This is a genomic window from Patescibacteria group bacterium, assembly GCA_038065255.1.
Taxonomy (GTDB): domain Bacteria; phylum Patescibacteriota; class Patescibacteriia; order JACQRZ01; family JACQRZ01; genus JBBTRI01.
On the sequence record JBBTRI010000006.1, the window covers coordinates 1 to 22,156 of the forward strand.

34 protein-coding genes are annotated in these 22,156 nt (G+C 41.0%); 32 read left to right on the forward strand and 2 right to left on the reverse strand.

Annotated features, from left to right (window positions below; all coding sequences use genetic code 11):
* The first annotated feature begins 216 nt into the window (after window positions 1-216).
* The 9 genes from AAB400_01735 (at window position 217) to AAB400_01775 (ending at window position 5,831) form a co-directional block, all read left to right on the forward strand.
* On the forward strand, window positions 217-792 hold the full coding sequence (locus tag AAB400_01735) for a hypothetical protein (GenBank protein MEK7648618.1): 576 nt from the start codon (window positions 217-219) through the stop codon (window positions 790-792).
* A gap of 9 nt (window positions 793-801) precedes the next feature.
* Window positions 802-1,086 carry a DUF4325 domain-containing protein gene (locus AAB400_01740; GenBank protein ID MEK7648619.1) on the forward strand — a complete coding sequence of 95 codons (285 nt, stop codon included), beginning with the start codon at window positions 802-804 and terminating at the stop codon, window positions 1,084-1,086.
* A gap of 367 nt (window positions 1,087-1,453) precedes the next feature.
* Entirely contained in the window at window positions 1,454-2,284 is an 831-nt protein-coding gene (locus AAB400_01745; GenBank protein MEK7648620.1) for a methyltransferase domain-containing protein, read from the forward strand.
* 79 nt (window positions 2,285-2,363) lie between these two features.
* Window positions 2,364-2,981 carry a hypothetical protein gene (locus AAB400_01750; protein MEK7648621.1) on the forward strand — a complete coding sequence of 206 codons (618 nt, stop codon included), beginning with the start codon at window positions 2,364-2,366 and terminating at the stop codon, window positions 2,979-2,981.
* A 48-nt stretch (window positions 2,982-3,029) separates the two neighbouring features.
* Window positions 3,030-3,500 carry a TspO/MBR family protein gene (locus AAB400_01755; GenBank protein MEK7648622.1) on the forward strand — a complete coding sequence of 157 codons (471 nt, stop codon included), beginning with the start codon at window positions 3,030-3,032 and terminating at the stop codon, window positions 3,498-3,500.
* Window positions 3,501-3,521: 21 nt separating this feature from the next.
* On the forward strand, window positions 3,522-3,863 hold the full coding sequence (locus AAB400_01760; protein ID MEK7648623.1) for a cupin domain-containing protein: 342 nt from the start codon (window positions 3,522-3,524) through the stop codon (window positions 3,861-3,863).
* A 13-nt stretch (window positions 3,864-3,876) separates the two neighbouring features.
* Window positions 3,877-4,206 carry a hypothetical protein gene (locus tag AAB400_01765; GenBank protein MEK7648624.1) on the forward strand — a complete coding sequence of 110 codons (330 nt, stop codon included), beginning with the start codon at window positions 3,877-3,879 and terminating at the stop codon, window positions 4,204-4,206.
* Between the two features lie 13 nt (window positions 4,207-4,219).
* Window positions 4,220-5,041, forward strand: coding sequence for a phosphotransferase (locus tag AAB400_01770; GenBank protein MEK7648625.1), 822 nt, complete (start codon window positions 4,220-4,222; stop codon window positions 5,039-5,041).
* A 118-nt stretch (window positions 5,042-5,159) separates the two neighbouring features.
* A complete protein-coding gene (locus tag AAB400_01775; protein MEK7648626.1) occupies window positions 5,160-5,831 on the forward strand; it encodes an HAD family phosphatase in 672 nt (223 codons plus the stop codon).
* A 23-nt stretch (window positions 5,832-5,854) separates the two neighbouring features.
* Here AAB400_01775 and AAB400_01780 read toward each other — a convergent pair whose 3' ends face one another.
* Window positions 5,855-7,078, reverse strand: a complete 1,224-nt coding sequence (locus tag AAB400_01780) for an aminoacetone oxidase family FAD-binding enzyme (GenBank protein MEK7648627.1) — start codon at window positions 7,076-7,078, stop codon at window positions 5,855-5,857.
* A 122-nt stretch (window positions 7,079-7,200) separates the two neighbouring features.
* Between AAB400_01780 and AAB400_01785 the strand changes: the two genes are divergently transcribed.
* The 23 genes from AAB400_01785 (at window position 7,201) to cyaB (ending at window position 21,604) form a co-directional block, all read left to right on the forward strand.
* Window positions 7,201-8,094 (forward strand): hypothetical protein, encoded by an 894-nt coding sequence (locus tag AAB400_01785; GenBank protein MEK7648628.1) that lies wholly within the window; start codon window positions 7,201-7,203, stop codon window positions 8,092-8,094.
* Entirely contained in the window at window positions 8,066-8,968 is a 903-nt protein-coding gene (locus AAB400_01790) for a DMT family transporter (protein MEK7648629.1), read from the forward strand. The genes AAB400_01785 and AAB400_01790 overlap by 29 nt, the downstream gene beginning before the upstream one ends.
* Window positions 8,969-9,002: 34 nt before the next feature.
* Entirely contained in the window at window positions 9,003-9,698 is a 696-nt protein-coding gene (locus AAB400_01795; GenBank protein ID MEK7648630.1) for a hypothetical protein, read from the forward strand.
* 81 nt (window positions 9,699-9,779) lie between these two features.
* The gene (locus AAB400_01800) at window positions 9,780-10,271 is read left to right on the forward strand and encodes a VIT1/CCC1 transporter family protein (protein MEK7648631.1); all 492 of its coding nucleotides are present in this window, start codon (window positions 9,780-9,782) and stop codon (window positions 10,269-10,271) included.
* 105 nt (window positions 10,272-10,376) lie between these two features.
* Entirely contained in the window at window positions 10,377-10,625 is a 249-nt protein-coding gene (locus AAB400_01805) for a hypothetical protein (protein ID MEK7648632.1), read from the forward strand.
* Between the two features lie 31 nt (window positions 10,626-10,656).
* On the forward strand, window positions 10,657-11,277 hold the full coding sequence (locus AAB400_01810; protein ID MEK7648633.1) for an HD domain-containing protein: 621 nt from the start codon (window positions 10,657-10,659) through the stop codon (window positions 11,275-11,277).
* 2 nt (window positions 11,278-11,279) lie between these two features.
* Entirely contained in the window at window positions 11,280-12,260 is a 981-nt protein-coding gene (locus AAB400_01815) for a hypothetical protein (protein ID MEK7648634.1), read from the forward strand.
* A 68-nt stretch (window positions 12,261-12,328) separates the two neighbouring features.
* The gene (locus AAB400_01820; protein ID MEK7648635.1) at window positions 12,329-12,913 is read left to right on the forward strand and encodes an NADPH-dependent FMN reductase; all 585 of its coding nucleotides are present in this window, start codon (window positions 12,329-12,331) and stop codon (window positions 12,911-12,913) included.
* A 28-nt stretch (window positions 12,914-12,941) separates the two neighbouring features.
* A complete protein-coding gene (locus AAB400_01825; protein MEK7648636.1) occupies window positions 12,942-13,589 on the forward strand; it encodes a YdcF family protein in 648 nt (215 codons plus the stop codon).
* Window positions 13,590-13,635: 46 nt separating this feature from the next.
* A complete protein-coding gene (locus AAB400_01830; GenBank protein MEK7648637.1) occupies window positions 13,636-13,785 on the forward strand; it encodes a hypothetical protein in 150 nt (49 codons plus the stop codon).
* Window positions 13,786-13,863: 78 nt separating this feature from the next.
* Window positions 13,864-14,397 (forward strand): DNA-3-methyladenine glycosylase, encoded by a 534-nt coding sequence (locus tag AAB400_01835; protein ID MEK7648638.1) that lies wholly within the window; start codon window positions 13,864-13,866, stop codon window positions 14,395-14,397.
* Window positions 14,398-14,427: 30 nt separating this feature from the next.
* A complete protein-coding gene (locus AAB400_01840; protein MEK7648639.1) occupies window positions 14,428-14,862 on the forward strand; it encodes an NUDIX domain-containing protein in 435 nt (144 codons plus the stop codon).
* A gap of 16 nt (window positions 14,863-14,878) precedes the next feature.
* On the forward strand, window positions 14,879-15,712 hold the full coding sequence (locus AAB400_01845) for a hypothetical protein (protein MEK7648640.1): 834 nt from the start codon (window positions 14,879-14,881) through the stop codon (window positions 15,710-15,712).
* 180 nt (window positions 15,713-15,892) lie between these two features.
* Entirely contained in the window at window positions 15,893-16,519 is a 627-nt protein-coding gene (locus AAB400_01850) for a hypothetical protein (protein ID MEK7648641.1), read from the forward strand.
* A gap of 128 nt (window positions 16,520-16,647) precedes the next feature.
* Window positions 16,648-17,232: a hypothetical protein gene (locus AAB400_01855; protein ID MEK7648642.1), complete on the forward strand. Its 585-nt coding sequence runs from the start codon at window positions 16,648-16,650 to the stop codon at window positions 17,230-17,232.
* Window positions 17,233-17,292: 60 nt separating this feature from the next.
* Window positions 17,293-17,736: a hypothetical protein gene (locus tag AAB400_01860; GenBank protein MEK7648643.1), complete on the forward strand. Its 444-nt coding sequence runs from the start codon at window positions 17,293-17,295 to the stop codon at window positions 17,734-17,736.
* Between the two features lie 59 nt (window positions 17,737-17,795).
* Window positions 17,796-18,269: a RhuM family protein gene (gene rhuM, locus AAB400_01865; protein MEK7648644.1), complete on the forward strand. Its 474-nt coding sequence runs from the start codon at window positions 17,796-17,798 to the stop codon at window positions 18,267-18,269.
* A 23-nt stretch (window positions 18,270-18,292) separates the two neighbouring features.
* Complete coding sequence (locus tag AAB400_01870; protein ID MEK7648645.1) at window positions 18,293-18,478, forward strand: hypothetical protein; 186 nt, start codon at window positions 18,293-18,295, stop codon at window positions 18,476-18,478.
* Between the two features lie 3 nt (window positions 18,479-18,481).
* The gene (locus AAB400_01875; GenBank protein MEK7648646.1) at window positions 18,482-19,240 is read left to right on the forward strand and encodes an alpha/beta fold hydrolase; all 759 of its coding nucleotides are present in this window, start codon (window positions 18,482-18,484) and stop codon (window positions 19,238-19,240) included.
* The gene (locus AAB400_01880; protein ID MEK7648647.1) at window positions 19,230-19,817 is read left to right on the forward strand and encodes a GNAT family N-acetyltransferase; all 588 of its coding nucleotides are present in this window, start codon (window positions 19,230-19,232) and stop codon (window positions 19,815-19,817) included. The genes AAB400_01875 and AAB400_01880 overlap by 11 nt, the downstream gene beginning before the upstream one ends.
* Window positions 19,818-19,826: 9 nt before the next feature.
* Window positions 19,827-20,324 carry an NUDIX hydrolase gene (locus tag AAB400_01885; GenBank protein MEK7648648.1) on the forward strand — a complete coding sequence of 166 codons (498 nt, stop codon included), beginning with the start codon at window positions 19,827-19,829 and terminating at the stop codon, window positions 20,322-20,324.
* 3 nt (window positions 20,325-20,327) lie between these two features.
* The gene (locus AAB400_01890) at window positions 20,328-21,035 is read left to right on the forward strand and encodes a pseudouridine synthase (protein ID MEK7648649.1); all 708 of its coding nucleotides are present in this window, start codon (window positions 20,328-20,330) and stop codon (window positions 21,033-21,035) included.
* Window positions 21,032-21,604 carry a class IV adenylate cyclase gene (gene cyaB / locus AAB400_01895; protein ID MEK7648650.1) on the forward strand — a complete coding sequence of 191 codons (573 nt, stop codon included), beginning with the start codon at window positions 21,032-21,034 and terminating at the stop codon, window positions 21,602-21,604. Before AAB400_01890 ends, cyaB begins: the two co-directional genes overlap by 4 nt.
* A 17-nt stretch (window positions 21,605-21,621) precedes the next feature.
* On the opposite strand, the gene AAB400_01900 is transcribed toward cyaB, so the two are convergent.
* Window positions 21,622-21,918: a hypothetical protein gene (locus tag AAB400_01900; protein MEK7648651.1), complete on the reverse strand. Its 297-nt coding sequence runs from the start codon at window positions 21,916-21,918 to the stop codon at window positions 21,622-21,624.
* Between the last annotated feature and the right edge of the window lie 238 nt (window positions 21,919-22,156).

Consider the following 22,156-nt stretch of genomic DNA (forward strand, 5'->3'; position numbering starts at 1 on the left):
CGATCCGTCCCACAGGGATACCTAAATGGGATTCGAACCCCTCGATATGTGGACTGGATTTGGCAGATCTATTTTGAAAGTTTGTTGATATTTTTCAAATGGAGCCAGACAGGATATAACGCATTCGCGCCCCCAAAAGGGGCGCTTATGTTTTCTTATGGCAGGCAAATGGACCGACTGTTCATTTCAACATCTTTGTGATACTGTTATTTCATTATGGATATGAAAGATGCGCGAATTCAAAAAGCATTTGATTGGCTTTCCAAAGAGAATGGTGAGAATTTTTTGTCGTCCAATGAACACTGCTCGACACGGGATGTTTTTCAAGCACGGCTAGAAAAAATGAATATCTTTTTGAAAAATGAACACGAGCTCAATAATGTCGCTTCTATCATCGTAGTCATAATAGGAGAGATTGGTAATAACGCATTTGATCACAATTTGGGCAACTGGCGAGATGAGGCGGGCGTGTATTACAGTTATGACATGACTGCGAGATGTATCGTGGTAGCAGACAGGGGCCTTGGAGTATGGACAACACTAAAACGAGTCAGGCCAGAGATACACGATGATTGTGATGCTTTGACTATAGCGTTTAAAGAAATAGTAACGAGTAGAGCGCCAGAAAAAAGAGGCAATGGCCTTAAACTGGTAGAGAAAATGGTGCTTGCTCAGAACATGAAATTGGATATCTATTCCGGAGCTGGTCATTATACTATTGAACATGGACAGACAACATGTTCAGGTGAAGAAGAAATATATAATGGCGTTATCGCTGTATTAAAATTTTAGACAACTATCATGCGTATTGAGATAAAACAACTAGGAACGGTGCTGAGTTCGCGCCCCGCTGGCAAAGAAGCGCTTTTAGCCATAAGATCAAGTCTTCTTCGTGATGTGAAAAAAACAGAAGTTGTGGAGCTGAATTTTGCTGGGGTTGATGCTCTTACCCCATCCTGGGCTGATGAATTTGTGACCCCATTGAAAGAAGAATGGGGGGGCATGCTTCATTATATAAATACGGAAAATCCTTCCGTAACGGCGACGCTTGAGTTTTTGAAGACAATCAATGCAGATAGGAGATAAAACTGTAATGTGTCATATGACCAGAAAAGAACCAGGTCTTGATGGGACAAACTTATTTCCAGAACGGAGTACGTGTACGGAACGGAGGAAAAAGGTGTCAGGTACCTTTTCATGGCGAAAGATGATATAGTGACAAGTGCTGTAGGGCAAACTAAACGCCCACCAAACAGCTTCTCGCATCGCGCACAATACCGAGCCAAATAGGATATGACGCATTCGCGCCCCAAAAAGGGGCGCTTATGCTATCAGGATTTTTCCCACTGGAATTCAAAAAAGAATTGAAATATCCAACTGGTTTGATAGGCTAATTATATGATTATAAAACTATTCCTAACCCCTTTTCCCACTGTTTCCTCATCGTTTTATCATGAAAAAATTTATTGAAAAACAAACAAGGGATTTTTATAATGGCGACGATATGATTTATCGTTCTTTTTGGGATCAGCAAGGAAATTGTCATTGGGGTTATTTCCCAAATGTAAAAATCTCCTTTTTACAATCAATGACGGAACTCAATAAAAAAATGTTGAAATTATCTGGTATTACGGAAAAATCAAATGTTTTAGATTTAGGATGTGGAAACGGAAATAATACTTATTTTATAAATTCAAAAACAGGAGCAAGGGTAACAGGTATTGATTTAAGTGATACGCGTATTGAGAATGCAAAAAAAGTTTTGTCTAGAAAATCTTCCAAAGTAAAAAGTAACATAAAATTTCACCAAGGAACGGCAATTCTACTTCCTTTTAAAGACAAAACTTTTTCGGCAGTTTGGAGCCAGGCGACTATGTATCATGTTCATGATAAAGCAATGGCATTAAAAGAAGTCGCTCGTGTTTTGAAAAAGGATGGAGTATTTATTTTTGATGATTTGATTAAACCTAATAAAAATATCAGTCCTCAAGCTAAAAAGCTGGTTTACGAACGACTTCTTTTTGATACTGATTTTGACTTTGTTTCTTATCAGCAAGAATTAAAAAATTTAAGATTTAGAATTATGTATGCCGAAGATATGTCATGGCATTATGCTATGAGTTATAAAAAACTCGCTGACATTGCAGAAGAAAAAATTAAAAAAGGTGAAAATAAAGAATTTCATGAGGAATATAAAAAATTAATAGTTGCTTACAGACAAACATGGAAAATAATGGAAAAAGGTGATGTTGGTTGGGCACTGTTTATCTGTAAAAAACTTTAATTTTTTAGTCAGTTAAGAAAAACAGTGCAAGGTTATTGTAGTTATATGCATCTAAAAAGTTCTCAAATTAAAAAAGTTTATGGGAATAAATAACATCAAGAAACATATTTTTATTGGGCTTGTTGGACCGTCAGGTGCGGGAAAAAGTTCTTTATGTGAAATTCTCAAAAGGAGTTCAAGAAAATATGAACACATAAAGTTAGACAACTATTTCAAATCACCAAAAACCTTTCCAAAAAAACTCGGTTTCCAAAATTGGGAATTACCATCGAATTTGAAGTTTGATAAATTACTTTCTGACCTAAAAAAACTAAACTCTGGGAAAATTGTAAAAACAAAAACCTTTCCAAACAGAAAAGGTGCAGTACCTCAACGACTTATACTGCAGCCCACAAAATATGTTCTTGTGGAAGGGTTTATGTTGTTTAAAAATAAAGAAGTCAGAAATTTTCTTGATATAAAAATTTATCTTGATCTACCCATGAATATAATAACTGAAAGAAGAAAATTACGATTTTGCAAGGATCATTTAAGTGACTATGATGTTAAAGTGGCAATTCCAGAATTTTTGAAGTATGGAATCACTCAAAAGAAATATGCTGATTATGTGGTAAATGCCAATAGGCAACAAATATTTATTATCAAAGAAGTGCGAAAGATTATAAGAAAGGGGTCAGGAGTTTTTTCACAACTCTAACAACTAAGTTTGTCAATTTTACAGAGACCAGAAGATTACCGAAAATTTATGAGCAATACATTTAAGTTTATTATCGCCATCACTATTTCCGAACTTGCCGGCATCATTGGTTCAGTATTTACTGTGTCATCTATCATAGGTTGGTATCCAGTACTGGCTAAGCCGGTTCTCAATCCTCCGGCATGGGTGTTCGGACCGGTCTGGACAACACTCTTTGCGCTTATGGGCACCGCGGCCTTCCTTATCTGGAAGAAGGGACTGGATCGCAAGGATGTAAAAATCGCTCTCGGCATATTCTTAGGTCAGCTGATCTTGAACACGTTTTGGTCAATTATTTTTTTTGGTCTGCACAGCCCTGGCGGCGCATTTGTCGAGATCATGTTTCTTTGGTTCGCCATTCTTGCTACGATTATCGCCTTTTATAAAATTTCAAAACCTGCTGCATGGCTTTTCGTGCCCTACATTCTTTGGGTGAGCTTTGCCGCATATTTAAATTACGCAATCTGGGCATTGAATTAAAAAAGTGTTTTTGAAGATAGTATGAAAATTATTCATCAAGATGAAACTAGGAAGGTGCAAAATAGTAGACAATGTCGGGTTTATGAATATCCTTTAGAGGATAAAGACATAAACGGAGCTTTTGTTAAAATAACAGGCCGAGAGCCAGATGAGGGTAGGGTGGTAAATTTGGTGTGTAAAGAATTAGCCTATGTTATAAGTGGTTCAGGAATAATCGTGATAGAGGATAAAGAAATAAAATTTAAAGTTGGCGATTTAATTTTAATTGAGCCAGGAGAAAAGTTTTTTTGGAATGGCAATATGGATTTATTCCTTCCATGCTCTCCGGCTTGGTACTCTGACCAGTATAAGAGAGTAGAATAATAATTTTAAACATATGCAAGAATCCGGTGAACCATCAATTTCGTTTAGCAAGAGATTGAGTACGGGAGTAAAAGATTGGCAAGGCGCTGAACATACTTTCAGAATCTCTGGATATCCAAACAGAATCCCGGCACTTGATGAGGCTAAACGCCTGCTTGATGTAGTAGTAACGATTGCAGCAGAAAAGATGGCAGGATCGGATGATCCGGAAAGAATAATGTGGAACGATATAGACCGTTGCCTAGCAGGTCTTCCTGATGGTAAACAAAAAGAGTTTCTGATGGCTTTAGCAATAAAAATTGCAACTGTTCAAAAAAATCGTACTGAGCCAATGGGAGGGTAATTTCTGTGCGTATATGAAACAAGAGAACTATAGTGGATTGAATAAAGCGTTTTCATCACAGGTACGGATCGAGAAGCGAGATGGTAAGGAAATCATAATAAAACAAATTAACGCTCAAGAAAGCCAATCTGAGGTATTTTTTCATGATCAATTGAAGAGTATTGGTTTACCTGCTATGGAGATGGCACTCGATAGCGAAGGCTTAGCTATCACATTTATTCCAGGCGCAATAACTCTTGGAGATAACGAGACACCAGAGCTCTATAAAAAGCTTGGCCATATACTTAAGAAAATACATAGTATTACATTTGATAAGCCCTTTTTTCTTGACGCGAATGGGCAGCAACAAGAGGTTGCGTGGGATCAGTTTGTAAAAAATAGGTTAGAGTTCGCCATTACACGACAAAAGCAGCGTAATGGGATGAGTGAAGATATCTGCAATTTGATCAAGAAAATCGTTCTAAAAAAAGTCACTATCTTTTCTGGGAAACCAGCGTTATTACATGGAGATTTACACTCAAACAACGTACTTTTAAAAGGCTCAGATTTGTTCGTCTTTGATAAGGCAGCTCAAATTATGGCCGGGGATCCCATGTATGATCTGTCGTTATTTGCCATTGCATTATCCGGAGCTTTATATGGGGTGAGTGACAGCATCGAAAGAGACAAGCTTCTCATGTCTGCATTCATCAGTGGATACGATACTGATTTCACAGAAGATAAAGATCTTTTCAACGCTTACGTACTATTCCGTTGCGTGGAGCGTTGGCCCAATCCCTTTGAGCAGGAAATACCCCAGATTGTGGAAAGCATACTTTTATTGAATAGTGCCTGAGATTGCATGAATTGTCCCCAGGATAAAAGAAAAGATAGCTCAATCATAATGAGAATACTATGCAAGGAATAATTAGTAGTCCTTCCTCGTTAGAAGTAATGGATAGAACGATTTCTTTATGTCCTATCGTGGAATAATTTTTGATTTTAATGGTGTTATTCTTTGGGATACCCCTTGGCATAAACAGGCATGGTTTTTGTTATCAAAAGAGCTTCGAGGGACTTCTTTTACTGAGGAAGAATGGCTTGTTCTCATTGGTCGGAATAATAGCGATATACTTCAATATATTTTTGGCAATCCAATTACGACAGAACAAGCAACATATCTCGGACTGCGCAAAGAGGAGTTGTATCGTTCGATCGCAAAATCTCATCCCAATGACCTTCGACTTTCTTCGGGTGCCGAGGAGCTGTTCGGCTGGCTTTGCGGAAATAATATTCCTCACACAATTGCGACATCGTCAGAAATCACCAATCTCGAATTTTATCTTGAAACGTTTGACCTTAAGCAGTGGTTTGATCGGTCAATAATTATTTATGACGATGGTGCGGTTCCGTGCAAGCCAAATCCCGAACTTTATCTTCGCGCAGCCGTAGCAATAGGACTTCAGCCCTCCGAATGTGTGATTGTTGAAGATTCTGCGTCTGGCATTAAAGCAGCACACTCGGCAAATGCCGGAAAAATAATTGCACTGGGACCCCGAGAAGAACATGCTCGCTTACGTACAATCGAGGGTGTAAATCAGGTGGTTTGTTCTCTTGCCCAAATCAGTCACGATGACTTCGCGTAGTACGGAGCTCACATATATTGGTATCAAGCATTTTTTCCGGCAACGAAACCCGTTGTCCAACAAAGCTGTAGGGAATATCCGCCTGAGGGGCGTCGAATATGAAGCAGATCGCCGATGATATACAAATTGTCATAGAGCGCTGATCCCATGGTCTTGTTGTTGATTTCATGCAAATCAACACCGCCATCAGCCAGAACAGCCCGATCAAGCCCCATGAGGGAGGTGATTGTCAATGAAAATGATTTCAACGTTCGTATGATCATCTTTCTTTGTTCTTTTGTTATGCTATGCACACGGGTATCGCTATACGTGTTTGGGAGGCTTGCAAGAAGCTGTACTGGAGCTATCTGTGAAAATACGTTTTTTAATGCTTTATTTTTGTTTTGGTCAAAGAGTGCGAGTACCATCTGTTCTAGGGTTTGCTCGTCAGAGGCAGGAAAGAAATCAATGACTGCAGTTACTACACCCTGATGCATAAGATCACCGACGTTCGCGGAGCTGTTCAGTACGACGGGGCCGGATATGCCAAAATGCGTGAAGAGCAAATCACCTTTTTTTGAAAATTGCTTTTTACCATCAACCAAGAAAGAAATCTTAATGTTTTTACAAGTGACGCCTGCTAGCTTTTTCACAATTTGATTTTTTACGGCCAATGGGACAATGGTTGGTGTGGGACGATGAGCTATATGTCCCAAGTCGCGGAGCCACGTAAACCCATCTCCTGTAGAGCCTGTTTCAGGGTGCGACGTACCTCCCGTAGCAAGAATGAAGGCATCACCGTATATTTTTTTACCACTTGCGATAACACCGGTAATCTTCGCGCCATCTTTGATCATTCCCTCGATGCGCATCCCTGTTTTAATCGTAACATGGGACTCGCGGAGATATTTTTCCAACACGCTATACACGTCAACGGCTCGCTCACTTTTTGGAAATACCCGCTTTTGCCCTTGGACTACAAGGGGTAGGTTGCGAGATGCAAAAAAATCAAACGTATCCTGAATGCCAAATTGCGCAAATGAGGAATGCAAAAATGAAGCGGCAGTACCATAATTTCTAAGCAGAAGATGTGTGTCAAACTCAGCGTTCGTTATATTGCAGCGTCCACCACCGGTAATTTTTAATTTCTCACCGAGTCGTGCATTCTTTTCCAGTAGCAAAACATTCTTTCCGTACGCGGCAGCCGTGCCAGCAGCCATCATACCTGCAGCGCCTCCGCCAATCACAATGACATTATATTTTTTCATGGACAGATAACATGTTAGATATCATATCTTTACATGCTTTTCTATAAACGACAACTATCTTGTCATGATGCCGTTGCTTTACTAAACAAAAAAAGAATCCTATTATGAAGCGTACGAATACTATGAAACTCTCCATAATTGATATTGGCACGCAAAGCATAAAACATTATATTTTTGACTGCACAAACAGTGGTAATACACTCATCGCCTATAAGCGATATTCCGGGGCAAATCTTGGCGAATCATCTGTCTTGAGTCCTGAGACCATCGAACGGAATATAGGTATTCTGCAGATGTGCATTGAAAGGAATGCTGCCGAGGGTGTTGGACAATTACGCTTGGTCGGAACTGATATTTTACGAAAAGCTCAAAATGCCAATGATTTTATAGTGCCTGTTCAAAAGATCTCCGGTCAGACTATAGAAATCATTTGTCAGGAAAGGGAAGCCCTGTATCTATATAAAGCATTTTTGGATTTTGTTCCCGAAAGTATGAAATTTTCTGCAGTAAATATTGGTGGCGGAAGTACTGAATGTGTTGTTGGTACGAAACAATCACTGATCAGTTCGGTAAAACTTCCATTTGGTGCAAAATTTATCCGCACTACATTCGGAGACCATGATCATATTGACTGGCAAAAGCTCGACGAGTATCTCGATGAAGCAGTACAAGTAAACGACGGAGTAGATGAATTGTTTATTACTGGAGTACTGGATTATATGACGGCTATCAGACCACTTCTTGAGTTTGAATCCGATACATGTACATATCCCAGCCATCCCATATCACTGCCAATTCAGCGATGGCGTGACTGGTTGATTGCATTGCGAACAACGCCGCTTGATGCTCAAAAAAATTATTACACAAAGGATCCGCAGTTCTGTGACGGTTTTGGGATAGGTCAGTCAGTCTACTATGCATTCGCAAAGAAACTCGGCGCGCAGCGCATTATCCCAAGTAGCCGAGATCTCGTTGATGGAATACTCTATGACGCATTCACGCACTTACGGAAGTAGTCTTGTTCTCATTTCCGCACTCATATTCGGCAGTTATGGCGTATGGTCGCGCCTGATCGGCTCTGCCATGGGAAACTTTTATCAAGGGTGGACACGCGCATTTTTGATACTGCTTGTTCTGGTGCCGATCGCGTATCTACGAAAAGAGATTGTTCGTATTCATCCTAAAGACCGTTTTTGGATGGCGCTTTTTCTTCTTTTTACATCACTGACGCAAGCACCACTTTTTTATGCTTTTAATCACATGGACATCGGGACTGCGCAGCTTCTTTTTTACGTTTCAATGTTGTTGACCATGAATGTTATCGGTGTGTGTACTTTCGATGAACGCATGACTAAACTGAAAATCATTTCTTCTCTCCTCGCTTTCATTGGTATGTATCTGGTGTTTTCATTCTCACTTGAAGCGTTTACGCTCTTTGCTGCGCTGATGGCTATTGTCAACGGTGTTGCAAGCGGGGGAGAGGTGGCATTTTCAAAAAAGCTCACAGGGAATTATTCTCCGCTCTATGTCGTTCTCTTAAGCTGGGCCATTATTTTGCCGACTAATGCTGTTCTTTCACTCGGATTCGGCGAGATACAGATTGCTCCAAGTCTTTCGATACCGTGGTTCTGGCAACTGTGTTATAGTGCCGTATCATTGGCGGGATTTTGGCTGGTTATTGAAGGTGTAAAATATATTGACGCAAGCATTGCGGCACTCATCGGATTGATGGAAGTACTCTTTGGCATACTTTTTGGGGTTGTCGTATTTGGAGAGAGAATTACACCTTTAATTATCATCGGAGGAATCTGTATTATTTCAGCCGCATCACTTGCTCCGATTGCTTCACTCGTGAAGAACAAGAGAAAAACTATTTTCTTGCCGGAATAAAAACTTCTTGTTAGGCTAATAGAAGCAACTTCCTATGCGTCGTATTTCATTTTCACATTATGCAATTGCATTTCTTTTCATTGGAGATATTTTTGTTATACTTGCCCACATTTATTTGAGGGGATGGCTTGGATTTTTTGATCTCGATAAAGAAGGGAGTCTGAAAGCGCTCTTTTCCGGTTTTCAATTACTTGCAAGCGGTATGGGCGCGGGATGTATCGCATACCTTGCTTTACGTTTGCGCGCTTCACGATTTGTCGTGAGTTTGTGGGCAGTATGTAGTGCGCTTTTTGGCTATCTTGCTCTTGACGACATGATGATGATCCATGAGCGTGTGGGATTTGTTCTCAATAACCTGACGCGATTGCACGGAACCTATGAATCATTTAATTGGCTGTTGTATTTTTCACCATTCATTGTATTGGGAGCAATTGCATTTGTTCTTGTAGTCCGCTCCCTTTCTGGTATCAGTGTTCGTGCGCACATACTCGCATGGATCGGTTTAGCTGGGTTTGTCGTGACACTTCTCACTGAAGCAGGCGGGAAAATGCTTCTTAGTGCCGGCCTTATATCTATCTACCACCAATCTATCATTTTAGAAGAAGCTTCCCTGCTATTTGGCGAAACTTTTTTTCTTATAGCGCTTGCGGTAGGAGCTTCTGAACTTTTTAAGAAGGCGTTTATGTTGCGGGATAATGTAGCTTGGAATGACGCAGTATTTGATGAGTAGCAAAAAAGTAAAAGATAAGTCTTGAGCGCAACTTCACTCATGGATAAAAAATGCTATACTATCCATATATAACATTGCATCATGCCTACTTCTGCACTCACAATACGAAATATCGTTTTTGGCGCTGAAGATAGCCTTGTTTCAACACTTGGTTTTCTTGCTGGCATTTCTGTCGGTGGGTTTGAGGCACGCTTCATCCTACTTTCGGGATTGGTCTTGGTTTTTGTCGAAGCTTTTTCCATGGGTGTTGGCAGTTTTCTTTCGGAGGAATCTTCTGAAGAGTATGAACAGAAAAAGTCTGTACCGCTGGCACCATCGCTTCATGCCGGACTTACCATGTTTGCCTCCTACCTCATTTCCGGTTTCATTCCGCTTGGCCCTTATTTTCTGTTTTCACCCACAACAGCACTTTGGGTGTCAATGGCTTGCTCGCTTATTGCATTATTTATCCTTGGATATTTCAGTGGGAGCGAGTCCGGAGTACATCCTTTTCGAACCGGCATTCGCATGCTTGTAATTGGCGGCGGTGCAATGATGATAGGAATAGTCATTGGTCAATTTCTTAAATTATAATAAATCCCGTCAGAGTTGAATCTGAGAGGTGTTGAGCATCTTACAAGTCGCATTGCTCGTTCAAAGCCACTTGCAGTTATCAAAGGCAGATGATAGAGTCATGCTATGACAGGAGGAGGGAGTATTGTTCCTTTATGGATGCCATGTTTGAGTTTCATTAATACCATAAGTTTTGGGATTGGGCTTGCGCTGTATCTGGTTGGATTTTGGGGAGGAGTTGTTTCATTCTTTCTTTCGCCATCAGCATTCCCTGGATTTTGTGTATCGTTTTGCTGTGGAATTGCGTGTGGAGTTTTTACATGCTATCTCACAAACTATGAATGTTCATTCCATAGACATATCCCATCAGCCTAATATTCATTTATGCCCCTAGAGGGCTTTTTTTATGAATTTACAAAATTTGTTTAAATGCGTAAAACTTACGCATGGGCTTCAGCAAGTGAAGCGCAGCATTTTTACAGCAGGAGAGGATAGGAGAGAGAATGATTCTGAACACCAATACCAGCTTGCCATGACCGCATGGTATGTGATTGTAACGGAAAATCTTCCCCTGAATGTTGATAAAGTCCTTAAATACTCTCTGGTGCATGACATGGTGGAAGTCTATGCGGGTGATGCGCATTTTTATGGCGATAGAAACGGCAAGGAAGAACGCGAGCGCGATGCGGCCAATCGCCTGCGCGCCGAATTTTCTGAAATTCCTGAATGGCACCAGCTTATTGACGATTACGAGCATAAGGTTGATAAGGAATGCCTTTTTATTTATGCTCTCGACAAGCTTTTACCGGCAATCAATATTTATTTTGATCGTGGACGTACGTGGCGTGAACAGCGCATCAGCCTTGACATGGTCGTAAATAAGAAACGCGAGAAAATCGCATGTTCCGAGGAGGTCATGGATTATTTCAATCAGCTTGTGGTACTATTGAAAGCTGAAGCACCTGATTTATTCAGCAAGACAACCGACGGTGCGCCGTGCACCAATCCTTGTTGTAGGGATAAATAAATATGAATAGAATAATACCCCCCGCCACGATTATTTTGGTAATGCTATTTTCAATCAACACCCTTGTCGGTATGCCTGTTTTCGCTGAAATTTGCGATCCAAATGCGCCTTCGTATTCACAGCCAGGATGTGTTGAAGGGGGACAGCAAAGCCCTTTGTATACGCCTCCAGTGTCTACAATTCCATACACCCCTTCCACATCCACGACCCCCTATCAAGTTCCATTAAAGAGTCCATTATTTGAAAAACTCGATGGAGAAGATGGTCGTAATGGGGATGTTACAGAAAGTGAAATTGATTCGGAAGAACTCCTCGACACTATACAAAGTACGCTTGATGATATTACGGCAATTCATACGCTTCTTGATAAACAAACACAATCGTTGATATATTTTTCCATTGATAGCAAGAAGGTAAAATCGAAACTCGCGGCAGTCCGTTCTCAGTTTAACACTATTAAGAAATCTCTTGATGATGAGGATGATGAAAAGGTTGAAAAAAGTCTTGAAGAAGTCGATATGTTCGTCAGCGCTACCTTTATCGAAGCACTCGGATCCGTTCAGCAAGCATATGACGTGGTGCGCCGATTACCAAATGCAAAGGTTCGCACTCTTCTGCGAAATGCATTCAAACCGATTGCAGCATCAATCATGCATGCTGACTCAAGTACAGCACATGAGGCACTCTCACTCTATCTTCATGATACTAAAAAGAATAAAAAACTCTATGAAAGTAAAAAACTTTCTTCACGGAGTACAAAAAAACTTAACGAGAGTATAAAGGCATTGAATAAAAAGCTTTCGCCAGGTGAAAAAAATACTTCAGATCAAAAGACACAAGAACCAGAAGTAAAAAAATCTTCGGGCGTAGATACGAAGAGAATTAGCGACGATACAAAAAAACTCAATGATGCATTCCAGCGAAGCAACCAAAATGATGCACAAAATAGAGTTTGGAACCTCTATCAGAATATTGGCTACTAAGCATATGTGTGTAGTGTCAGCGCTCGCTCAGTTTTAAGCGAATTTTTTAATATAATGTAAAAAAGAATATGGAAAAAAATCATACTGTACTCCTCATAAGTGGAAGCATAAGAAAAGAATCGTATACGAGAAGCTTGACTGAATACATTGCAAGAACGTTTGAAAATAAGGGCATTTCTGCATATCACTGGAATTTACTGGAAAAACCACTGCCGATCATGATTCCGGAATTGCGGGACGATAGCGCCAACCATCCTGATGAGAATGTGCGGACATTCGCAGATCTTGCTTTAAGCTGTGATGCGACAGTACTCTCAAGTCCTATTTACCACAATTCATTTTCAGGTGTTTTGAAAAATGCGCTCGATCATTTAAGAAACCCGCATTTTGCCTATAAACCAATGGGTCTCGTCAGCCATGGCGGCGATGGAAGTAAACAGGCTGTTGACCAGTTGAGAATTGTGGGGAGGGGAGTCAATGCCATTGTGACGCCGACTATTATTTGTACAAGCGAAGATGATTTTGAAGGATTTGAACTTACATCAGATAGCATCAAAAAGCGAGTTGACCGTTTTTGTGATGAACTCATGTTGTTTACTGAAACATTCAGATCAATACGCGCTGAACAACAAAAGATGATAAAAGATAAATAGTAAAATAATAGCTGGTCAATAAAGCACTATGAATTCTGAAGTAGATGTGTTTGCAAAAATCATCTGGGACTATATGCTCATGCACCATACATTGAAGCCCATGGATGCGCTATTTGTTTTAGGTTCAAATGATCTGCGAGTTGCCGAGCGAGCAGGGGACTTGTATGGGGAAGGACTTAGCAACTATGTTCTTTGTGCCGGGGGGAATGGCAAGGATTCATGGTTTGCAAAACCTGAAGCAGAAGTATTTGCAGAAGCCCTTCTCAAAAGAGGTGTTCCAAGAGAAGCTCTCATTCTTGAATGTGCCTCAACGAATACCGGAGAAAATATATTGTTTATGAAAAAGGTATTGCATGATCTCAAGTTGCATTTCACTTCTTTCATTCTCGTTCAAAAGCCCTACATGGAGCGAAGGACATTTGCTACATTCAGAAAACAGTGGCCTGAAGCAGAATGTCTTGTAACATCCCCACAAATTTCTTTTGAAGAATATGGCAGGGACGAGGACTTCAAGAAACGGTATATCAATGTGATGGTGGGCGACCTCCTCCGGATTCAGGAGTACCCTGCATTGGGGTATCAGATTGAACAAGAAATTCCAAGCGAAGTATGGAACGCAGGGCAGAGATTGCTTATGCTTGGATTTGATAAGTATGCCTTGGCTGTACAAGAATGACGTTTTGTGGTAGCATTGGTTTACTAACTCATAAGCGGCTAATGATATGACAGACGAACAGAATGCAGAGGTTTCGGCACCGCAAGCTAACGAACCGAAAAGCGACGATCAGCAAGGCGCACCGGCAGCTTCGGGAACTTCAGAACAAGCAGAGAGTGGAGAAGGACAGTCAGATGCACCTGAAAAGACAGTTTAAGCGCACTGCTTAAAAAAAGCTCCTCCGTACCCGGGGGAGCTTTCTTTGTTGTCATGGGTTATTGTAGTATCACATATTATGATGAAGCATACTATTCTTTCGAAAGCATTTTTCAGTCGGCCAGTGCTTCAAGTAGCCCCCGAATTACTTGGAAAGCATCTGGTGCGATTAAACTCTGATGGAAGTAGAGCAGAACATAGTATTATCGAAGTAGAAGCGTATGATGGTGAAAAAGATTTGGCGTGCCATGCATCAAAGGGTAAAACAAAGCGGACAGAAGTGATGTATGGGCCTGCCGGATATTGGTATGTCTATCTTTGTTACGGAATGTATTATATGCTGAATGTTGTGACTGGGGCGGTAGGATATCCCGCAGCAGTTCTTATTCGGGGATTGTCTGATGCTAGGGGACCGGGGATACTAACAAAGAAGCTGGAAATTTCCAAAGAGCAGAATGAAAAGAAACTATCAAAAGCATCAGGTCTTTGGATTGAAGATCGCGGAATGAGTATTCCGAAAAAAAATATCATACGGACTCCCAGGATAGGTGTTTCATACGCGAAGGAGTGGGCAGAAAAACCCTATCGATTTCTAGTGGAGGGGTATTGTTGATAGTGAAAGTAAAAATTATAACAAAAAAGTATGAGTGAAAACAAATTTCCTCGAGGAATAGAGTTGGTTGTTGGAACGCTCATTGAGCGAGATGACGGTAGGATCCTTATCACTAAGTCGCCGAAATGGTCGGGAAAGTGGACGGTACCAGGAGGACACATTGATCCAGGTGAGTCAATTCTTAATGCAGCCAAGAGGGAAGGCGAAGAAGAGACGGGGCTGTCTCTTGAGTCGGTATCAATTGTGTGTCATGGAGAGAATATCGACTCCCTTGAGTTTCACCGTTCAGCTCATTTTATTTTCTTCATCTGTCACTTGAGAGTTATTGGCGGTGAGATATGCCTTCAGGAGAGCGAGCTCACAGAAAGTGCATGGGTACTGCCGGAAGAAGCTCTTCACTATGATTTGACAGAGATCCACCCAAGACTCTTACAAGCATTTATAGATATTCAATCCATAAAATAGCTGCTAGTATCATGGTATGACTGGAATTTTTCTTATTGTTCTCGCAACATTGTTTGAAGAAGTTTCAACTTCAAGTGCAAAGGAGTCAATGTCACGACATATGGAAAGCATTGCATCGCGTGCTTTCCTGGTTGGAATGTGGGGGTTTCTTTTTTTGGGCCTCAGTTTGCTTGGCGGCGTTGAGTGGAAATTTAATACAGCCTCACTTCCTTTTTTCTTCTCGCGCGTAGCTATCGAAATCATCCTTACAAACATTACATTGAAAGCCATTACTACTGCCGATCGAAGTACATTTGGATTTTTCCGCACACTGACGATCCCAATTGTTCTTGGTATTGATGTGATGCTCGGCACTGTGCTATCGTTTTCACAAATCTGGGGCATTCTGGCTATTGTTGCATCGTTGTTTATTTTGTCATATCGGCATGCACTCTCAAGTAAAGGTATGGGAATTGCTCTGCTTTCTGCCATTGGTTCTTCACTTACCCTATCCCTCTATAAATTTGATATTACTCACTTTAATTCCGTTCCTGCCGAACAGATGTTATCCGGATTGATTATCTTGCCCTACTTTCTTTGGCATGCATTTGCGCGAGATAAAGAAAACCCTTTTGTATTATTACGTTCTAAGAAAATATTCAGCGAGTCGGCAGCAAGCGGTGTTGGAGGCATTTTAGCAAGCTTTGCTTATCTTTTTGCGCCTGCATCAGTGATAGTAGCAGTTCAACGGTCATCAGCAGTATGTTGGAGTATTGTCGCTGGCGCACTACATTTTCATGAGCAGCATATTGTCGAGAAAGTGTCTGTTGTCGGATTAACCGTTATAGGCATCATATTGCTTGTCCGGTAAGCACTGCTTATAAGAGCGTAAATGGTGTATGCTATATAGAGTAAGACTCAATAGTGTGATCGATGAGCCCTCTCTGCTTGAGGGATGATGCTCACGTATGAAGCACCTCAAAAGGTTGATCGATACATAGAATATGAACAGAGAGTGAAAAATAATTCTATTCATAAACCAGCTACTACTATGCATAAACATGCTCTAAAAATAGGAGTGTTTGCTGTTGCCTTGTATCTTTTGTGTCTTTTGTGGAAGTTTACCATGACAGATCCTGCAGTCATGAATCTCCATCTTCTTTCTCTCAAATCGCTTTTTCCTGGTTTTTCCGGTTATGATGCATTTAGTTTGTTGTGGGGAGCGATACTCGCATTTGTCTATGCATATCTTGCGTCGACAGCATTTCATGCCTTGCATAGCGACTGCTGTATTCAAAGAAATAATCAAAAGGATGAAAAGAATAAATGCCTCTGGGACGATAAACACATTATTCTCGTTGTTGCGATGCTTGCGATAGGGGTGCTTATCGGATTCATTCTTTCACAATCAGAGACCCCCTATATGAAGCGGTCATTCAGAGATTCAACCTTTATGATGAGGGATGGAGGATCGTCAATGATGCAGATGGGAAGAATGATGATGGGGCAGGGAAGAATGATGAATGAACGGGGTGAAAAATACAGCGATCAGGAAATGATGCAAAAAGGAAAAGAAATGATGGATAGCGGACAGATATTCGAGCGTCAGGGATCATCTATGATGGAGCGCGGCGATGCTGCAAAAGGAATGATGGGAGGAGGCAGCGAGAAAGAATAAAGATACTCAACAAAAAGACTTCTCATAGGGAGAGGTCTTTTTGTTTTAGTGCAAGTATGTTTTAATGGCAAGATTAATATGATCAAATCACTGATTTGGTGTGATGATATTTTTGAGAATACAGCATTATGGACACTAAATTAGTATTCGCGCTTGCTGCTACAGCCATTAATACCATTACGTTTCTGCCCTATATACGGGACATGGTATATGGCACTACTCGCCCCCATACCTATACCTTTCTCATATGGATGATTACTCAGGGAACTGCGGTCGTAGGGTTGTGGTATGGTGGCGGTGGACTTGGGGCACTTAATCTTACCGTTGGACTTTTGTTTATTTTTGGAGTGTTTCTTTTCTCGTTGTTTCATGGAACCAAGAATATCACGCGAAGTGATACTATAGTTCTCGTTGGAGCTTTAGCGGCAATTGGCGTGTGGTGGCAACTGCATAATCCAGTCCTCTCTGTTATTATGGTTACGGTTATTGATGTTTTGGGATATATCCCAACATACCGAAAAACGTTTGAAAGTCCCCGGAGTGAAACTGCCATATCGTGGGCAGGCGCTGCAATAGGTAATGTTCTGGCGCTTGGCGCCCTGAGCAGCTATAATTTTATGACGATGAGCTATCTCATTGTACTTTCTTTGGCAAATATTATTGTAGCCCTCATCTGTATTATAAGACGCCCATTGTATAGTAAGCCGCAGTAAATACTACTGTTGCAATAATTCAACAGATGATTATACTCACTACCAGATTGAAATAAGACTATGATGCTTGGAAAAGAGGCACTTATACAGCATATCAAAAAGGGGTCGATTCGCATTGAACCGTTTTTAGAAAGCAGTCTTCGACCAGCGAGTATTGTTTTTACTCTTTCTCCAAAACTTCTTTTTCTTCAATCAGATGGTTCTTTTCGAGAAGAGAATATTGGCGAGCAAGGGAGAATAGTACATCCTGGAGAATTTGTGCTTGGATATACAGTAGAACACCTTATTTTAGGCATGAATGTCTGTGCAATATTTAACACACGTAGGGAATATGCTCGCCTGGGACTTGATGCGCTGCAGACAGATACTTTTGCCGAACCAGGTACTGACAATGTAATTGAGCTGCCAATCAGAAATGGTGGTCCAAATCCTATCAATCTCTTTATCGGCATGCCAATAGTTAAAGCCATGTTCCAAATCGTTCAGAATGCAGTAGAATTATAATTATTGAGAGCGCGAAAAAAGCTCTCTTTTTTCTTTGCAGCCATGGTATACTACAAACTATGAACGAAAAACAGGCTACAAATCAAATTGTGATCTATGAGCGTAAGGACGGCGCTCATTTTGAGGTGCGCTTAGTTGGAGAAACCGCATGGATGAATCAGGTACAGATTGGTAATCTCTTTGTAGTGAAAAAAGCCGCCATTTCTAAGCATATTAAAAATATTTATCAAGAAGGTGAGCTTGAGAGAAAACCAACTGTTTCCAAAATGGAAACAGTTCAGCGAGAGGGTGGGCGTATTGTTAAGAGAGATGTCGAATACTACAATCTAGATATGATTATTGCAATCGGGTATCGAGTAAATTCCCGCCATGCGACGAGATTTAGGATTTGGGCAACAAAAGTATTAAAGGATTATATTGTTAAGGGATATTCGATCAACGAACGCCGCCTCAAAGAGGAGTACCAGCTAAAAATCAAAGATCTTGAGCGAACTATCGCAACACTTCAGGCCGTACGCGATTCTCATAAATAATAATTATTTATTAAAAATATTCTATGGACCAAGTTCAGCAACCTGCCAAACAGCAAAACTATGGAATGATTGGCCTTGTTATAGGTATCGTTCTTGCCATTGCATTTATTGTTATCGGATCGGTATTTTTTGGGCTCAAGCCGGGACCCTCGACTCCGACTAATTCATCGGATACGATTGATCCTTCCCTGTACGCCCCAACCCAATAGAACATGGAGTGTTTAATAAAAATAAGACTCAATAAAAAAATCCATCTCACGGGCCGCTTGCGAGGGCCTCTCAAAAAACCCTTGGTCATTTTTGTCCATGGCCTCACGGGAAACATGGATGAACATATTTTTTATAACGGCGCCCGGTATTTTGAAGGGCATGGCATTTCTTCATTTCGTTTTAATTTGTATGATTGGACACAAGGAACGCGCAAACTTGATATTTCCACGTTAGCGCTGCATGCATCCGATCTGGATTTTGTGGTGAAATATTTTCGAAAGAGGGGAGCAAAGAAGATTTTTGTTGTGGGTCATAGCTACGGCGGGCCTACGATCATGAAATCAAAAGATAAAGACTTTCAAGGAGTTATTTTTTGGGATCCAAGTTTCTTCACACTAAAGTATTTTCTGGAGAGTAAGTGGCTGCCAAGCATAAAGATGTATCTTTGCAGATGGGCATATCCAGTTCTGCTTTCCAAAAAATATGTTGAAGAAGCTCGCAGAACAAATACTCTCGCGCTCATTCAGAAGTTAGCAATGCCCATTAAAATTATTACTGCAGGCAAGGGTGTTTTGGTAAAAACATCTAAAAAATATTTTAAAGCGCTTAACGTTCCAAAAGAATTAGTTATTCTCGATGGCGCAACCCATTGCTTTGATGAGGATGGATATGAGGAAAAACTTTTTAGCGAAACACTTTCTTGGGTAAGAAGGTGTTGTTCTATGGCGAAGATAAATCTTAATGATTCGTATGACCATTGATACGAGACAATTTCCATCACCTGATAGACGAGAACCCACTATAACCATTACTCAACTTGCTCCGGATGACTGGCAAGTATTGAGAGGTTTGAAATTAAAATCTCTTGAGCAGGAACCAATTGCTTTTGAGGATGTTAAACAAGCCAGACTGAAGTATACTGATCGAACAGAAACAGAGTGGCGCGATATACTATCCGGTAAGATGTCGGGTGGCAGAGCTGGCGAGGTATTCACTGTTTTTGCACAAGATTCATTCACTGAATCATATGTGGGTATGGTTTCCGCTATTATTTCAGAGAACTCAAAGACGGCAACTGTTCAGCATATGTATGTTGACAATGAGGGGTATCGGGGTAGGGGAATAGGGAGGCAGCTGTTACGAGAACTGATTGATAGAATTACCGCAAAGGGAATTCAAAAGATTGAATTGCAAGTAGTTGTCACTCAAGAAGCTGCTGTCGGTTTATATACAAGTTTAGGATTTAAAGAAGTGAAGCGTAGTAAGAATGCCGTTCAGCGAGGGGATGCACACTACGATGAATATGAGATGGAGCTCATCATAGAAAAAGTAGAATAGTATGATAATATGAGCGCAATTCGTGAGTTTGGCATGAAGCGAGAAAATGAGGAGCGGCGAGATGGTGGCTGTGCTGTTGTGTTTGATCCTACTACGCAAACGTTTGCTGTTGGCAAAAAAACTAAAGGTGGATGCTACCTTCTCTTTGGCGGTGGCGTGGATAAGGAAGAAGATATTCAAGAGGGGACACTCAGAGAAGTAGTCGAAGAAAGCGGGTTGTATGATTTTTTGCATGTTGAAAAGATAGATACAGTACTTACCCACTATTATAATTCTTTAAAAAAAGTCAATCGCGTTGCGCTTGCCACTTGCTTTCTCTTTATTTTAAAAAGCTCAGACCGGAAAGAGACATGCCTTGAGGATCATGAACGATTTTCACTTACATGGGTAACAGCGGAAGATATTATATCAAATTGGAATGCGCATAATATCCATGGAGACGTTGATCATTGGCTCTATTTTTTTGATATGTCCCTCAAGCGAATGACGTTATTGGGATATATATGATATATGCAAGTACGCATCAATAAATACTTGGCAGATTGCGGTATTGCATCTCGTCGTGCTATAGATAAACTTATTGTCGAAGGGCGCATTGCCATCAACGGCGTTGTTTTGAAGAAACCCGGCGCTCAGGTGGAACAAGGGGATCGGGTCACCATGAACGGAAAGAGGATTGATCGTGCGCCATCAAATCATACATATATCCTTTTCAATAAGCCCGCAAATTGTATCACTACCGCGAGTGATCCACAGGGGAGAAAAACCGTTTTAGATTATGTTCGACTGCCTGCGCGCATGTTTCCAATCGGTAGGCTCGATAGGGACACAACAGGAGTACTCATACTCACAAATGATGGAGATCTTGCGAATAAACTCATGCATCCGCGATATTCAGTTGAAAAGCAGTATCAAGTACATTTGAATAAACCGCTCACTGAAACACATAGAAAAACATTTGAGTCAGGTATTATGCTTGAAGGCAGAAAAACGGCTCCTTGTACAGCACGATTTGCGGGCAATAAGAGAAACGTTGTCATTACATTGCATGAAGGAAGAAATAGGCAGATACACAGGATGTTTAAAGAGTTGGGGTATAGAGTGGAGCAACTTGAGCGTACACGCTATGCAGGGCTTATGGCGAAGGGTCTGGGGCGGGGTGAGTGGCGAGAACTTACTAAAAAAGAAATTGAACAAATAACAAACAGTATTCTATGAAAGAAATTGAAGTGAAGGCAAAGATTACGACTGTCGAGATTTTTAAAGAAAAGCTTGAGAAATTGGGTTGTCGTTTTGGCGAGGCGCTTATTCAGGAAGACAGTATTTTTTTTCCGATTGGGATCGGTTTTCCCGATATCGTGAAAGATACCCCCATTGTCCGCGTGAGGGATTCGAATGGTACCATAATGCTAACCATGAAAAAGCGTGTTACAGGCGACAACGAGCTCATCAAACTAGAGAAAGAAGTCGTTGTCAGCGACAAGCAAGAGACAATGGAGATCGTTGAGCACATGGGTTTTTATATGGCGGCAAGCGTACATAAGAAGCGGATAGAGTGTGCATATGAAGGTATGACCATCTGTATTGATGAGGTGGCTGAATTGGGAAATTTTATAGAAGTCGAGAAATTATCCGAAGCGGATAATGATACAGAAATTCAAGATGAACTATTCGAGTTTCTTCGATCGTTGGGGGTAAGTGATAATGATAGGGCGACAAAGGGGTACGATATTTTATTGAATGAAAAAACCGCTTCGAGCGAATCGAAGCGGTTGGGCGTGATGTAGTGTAAGGTACGATTTGGTTAGCCGAATAGTTCTCCGAACTTGATGCGGGCGATGCTTGCAGCACGCTTGTTAAGCATGGCATCGATGCGGTATTTGAGCGGTTCTGGAAGGTGAGATGTATTGATGTGTTCGTCGAACGTTTTGGTGATAAGGAGTGAATCGTCATAGGACATGCCATGAGTATCGTCTTCGAGAACACCTAGGATGCCATAGAGGCGATTTGCCTGATCAGAGGATAGCCCCTTTTTGAAGTTGGCGATAATTTCGCGAATTTCATGGAGTAGTGTTGGTAGAGCATGGATTCCGATCTGCATAGTCGTAGCCTCCTTTGAGGTACAAAAAAGCCCGCCCCAGAAGGGCAGGCTTCGATTGATCTTGAAATACATCAAGACCTACCCTCTGAGGCGCGCTCGAAGAGGTGACGAAGAGAAACTCGACCATGTCTTAATGTGTTTGTTGTGAATCATATACTGAGTATACCCTATATTCCTTCGATAATAATGTCAATAAAAACGCCCATGCTCTTGACAAAAACGCAAAAACGTGTATACT

Excerpts from the sequence above, each read along its gene's own strand:
- AAB400_01735 (MEK7648618.1), top strand. The coding sequence starts at position 217 with ATGGATATGAAAGATGCGCGAATTCAAAAAGCATTTGATTGGCTTTCC.
- AAB400_01740 (MEK7648619.1), top strand. The coding sequence starts at position 802 with ATGCGTATTGAGATAAAACAACTAGGAACGGTGCTGAGTTCGCGCCCC.
- AAB400_01745 (MEK7648620.1), top strand. The coding sequence starts at position 1,454 with ATGAAAAAATTTATTGAAAAACAAACAAGGGATTTTTATAATGGCGAC.
- AAB400_01750 (MEK7648621.1), top strand. The coding sequence starts at position 2,364 with ATGGGAATAAATAACATCAAGAAACATATTTTTATTGGGCTTGTTGGA.
- AAB400_01755 (MEK7648622.1), top strand. The coding sequence starts at position 3,030 with ATGAGCAATACATTTAAGTTTATTATCGCCATCACTATTTCCGAACTT.
- AAB400_01760 (MEK7648623.1), top strand. The coding sequence starts at position 3,522 with ATGAAAATTATTCATCAAGATGAAACTAGGAAGGTGCAAAATAGTAGA.
- AAB400_01765 (MEK7648624.1), top strand. The coding sequence starts at position 3,877 with ATGCAAGAATCCGGTGAACCATCAATTTCGTTTAGCAAGAGATTGAGT.
- AAB400_01770 (MEK7648625.1), top strand. The coding sequence starts at position 4,220 with ATGAAACAAGAGAACTATAGTGGATTGAATAAAGCGTTTTCATCACAG.
- AAB400_01775 (MEK7648626.1), top strand. The coding sequence starts at position 5,160 with ATGTCCTATCGTGGAATAATTTTTGATTTTAATGGTGTTATTCTTTGG.
- AAB400_01780 (MEK7648627.1), bottom strand. The coding sequence starts at position 7,078 with ATGAAAAAATATAATGTCATTGTGATTGGCGGAGGCGCTGCAGGTATG.
- AAB400_01785 (MEK7648628.1), top strand. The coding sequence starts at position 7,201 with ATGAAACTCTCCATAATTGATATTGGCACGCAAAGCATAAAACATTAT.
- AAB400_01790 (MEK7648629.1), top strand. The coding sequence starts at position 8,066 with ATGACGCATTCACGCACTTACGGAAGTAGTCTTGTTCTCATTTCCGCA.
- AAB400_01795 (MEK7648630.1), top strand. The coding sequence starts at position 9,003 with ATGCGTCGTATTTCATTTTCACATTATGCAATTGCATTTCTTTTCATT.
- AAB400_01800 (MEK7648631.1), top strand. The coding sequence starts at position 9,780 with ATGCCTACTTCTGCACTCACAATACGAAATATCGTTTTTGGCGCTGAA.
- AAB400_01805 (MEK7648632.1), top strand. The coding sequence starts at position 10,377 with ATGACAGGAGGAGGGAGTATTGTTCCTTTATGGATGCCATGTTTGAGT.
- AAB400_01810 (MEK7648633.1), top strand. The coding sequence starts at position 10,657 with ATGAATTTACAAAATTTGTTTAAATGCGTAAAACTTACGCATGGGCTT.
- AAB400_01815 (MEK7648634.1), top strand. The coding sequence starts at position 11,280 with ATGAATAGAATAATACCCCCCGCCACGATTATTTTGGTAATGCTATTT.
- AAB400_01820 (MEK7648635.1), top strand. The coding sequence starts at position 12,329 with ATGGAAAAAAATCATACTGTACTCCTCATAAGTGGAAGCATAAGAAAA.
- AAB400_01825 (MEK7648636.1), top strand. The coding sequence starts at position 12,942 with ATGAATTCTGAAGTAGATGTGTTTGCAAAAATCATCTGGGACTATATG.
- AAB400_01830 (MEK7648637.1), top strand. The coding sequence starts at position 13,636 with ATGACAGACGAACAGAATGCAGAGGTTTCGGCACCGCAAGCTAACGAA.
- AAB400_01835 (MEK7648638.1), top strand. The coding sequence starts at position 13,864 with ATGATGAAGCATACTATTCTTTCGAAAGCATTTTTCAGTCGGCCAGTG.
- AAB400_01840 (MEK7648639.1), top strand. The coding sequence starts at position 14,428 with ATGAGTGAAAACAAATTTCCTCGAGGAATAGAGTTGGTTGTTGGAACG.
- AAB400_01845 (MEK7648640.1), top strand. The coding sequence starts at position 14,879 with ATGACTGGAATTTTTCTTATTGTTCTCGCAACATTGTTTGAAGAAGTT.
- AAB400_01850 (MEK7648641.1), top strand. The coding sequence starts at position 15,893 with ATGCATAAACATGCTCTAAAAATAGGAGTGTTTGCTGTTGCCTTGTAT.
- AAB400_01855 (MEK7648642.1), top strand. The coding sequence starts at position 16,648 with ATGGACACTAAATTAGTATTCGCGCTTGCTGCTACAGCCATTAATACC.
- AAB400_01860 (MEK7648643.1), top strand. The coding sequence starts at position 17,293 with ATGATGCTTGGAAAAGAGGCACTTATACAGCATATCAAAAAGGGGTCG.
- rhuM (MEK7648644.1), top strand. The coding sequence starts at position 17,796 with ATGAACGAAAAACAGGCTACAAATCAAATTGTGATCTATGAGCGTAAG.
- AAB400_01870 (MEK7648645.1), top strand. The coding sequence starts at position 18,293 with ATGGACCAAGTTCAGCAACCTGCCAAACAGCAAAACTATGGAATGATT.
- AAB400_01875 (MEK7648646.1), top strand. The coding sequence starts at position 18,482 with ATGGAGTGTTTAATAAAAATAAGACTCAATAAAAAAATCCATCTCACG.
- AAB400_01880 (MEK7648647.1), top strand. The coding sequence starts at position 19,230 with ATGACCATTGATACGAGACAATTTCCATCACCTGATAGACGAGAACCC.
- AAB400_01885 (MEK7648648.1), top strand. The coding sequence starts at position 19,827 with ATGAGCGCAATTCGTGAGTTTGGCATGAAGCGAGAAAATGAGGAGCGG.
- AAB400_01890 (MEK7648649.1), top strand. The coding sequence starts at position 20,328 with ATGCAAGTACGCATCAATAAATACTTGGCAGATTGCGGTATTGCATCT.
- cyaB (MEK7648650.1), top strand. The coding sequence starts at position 21,032 with ATGAAAGAAATTGAAGTGAAGGCAAAGATTACGACTGTCGAGATTTTT.
- AAB400_01900 (MEK7648651.1), bottom strand. The coding sequence starts at position 21,918 with ATGCAGATCGGAATCCATGCTCTACCAACACTACTCCATGAAATTCGC.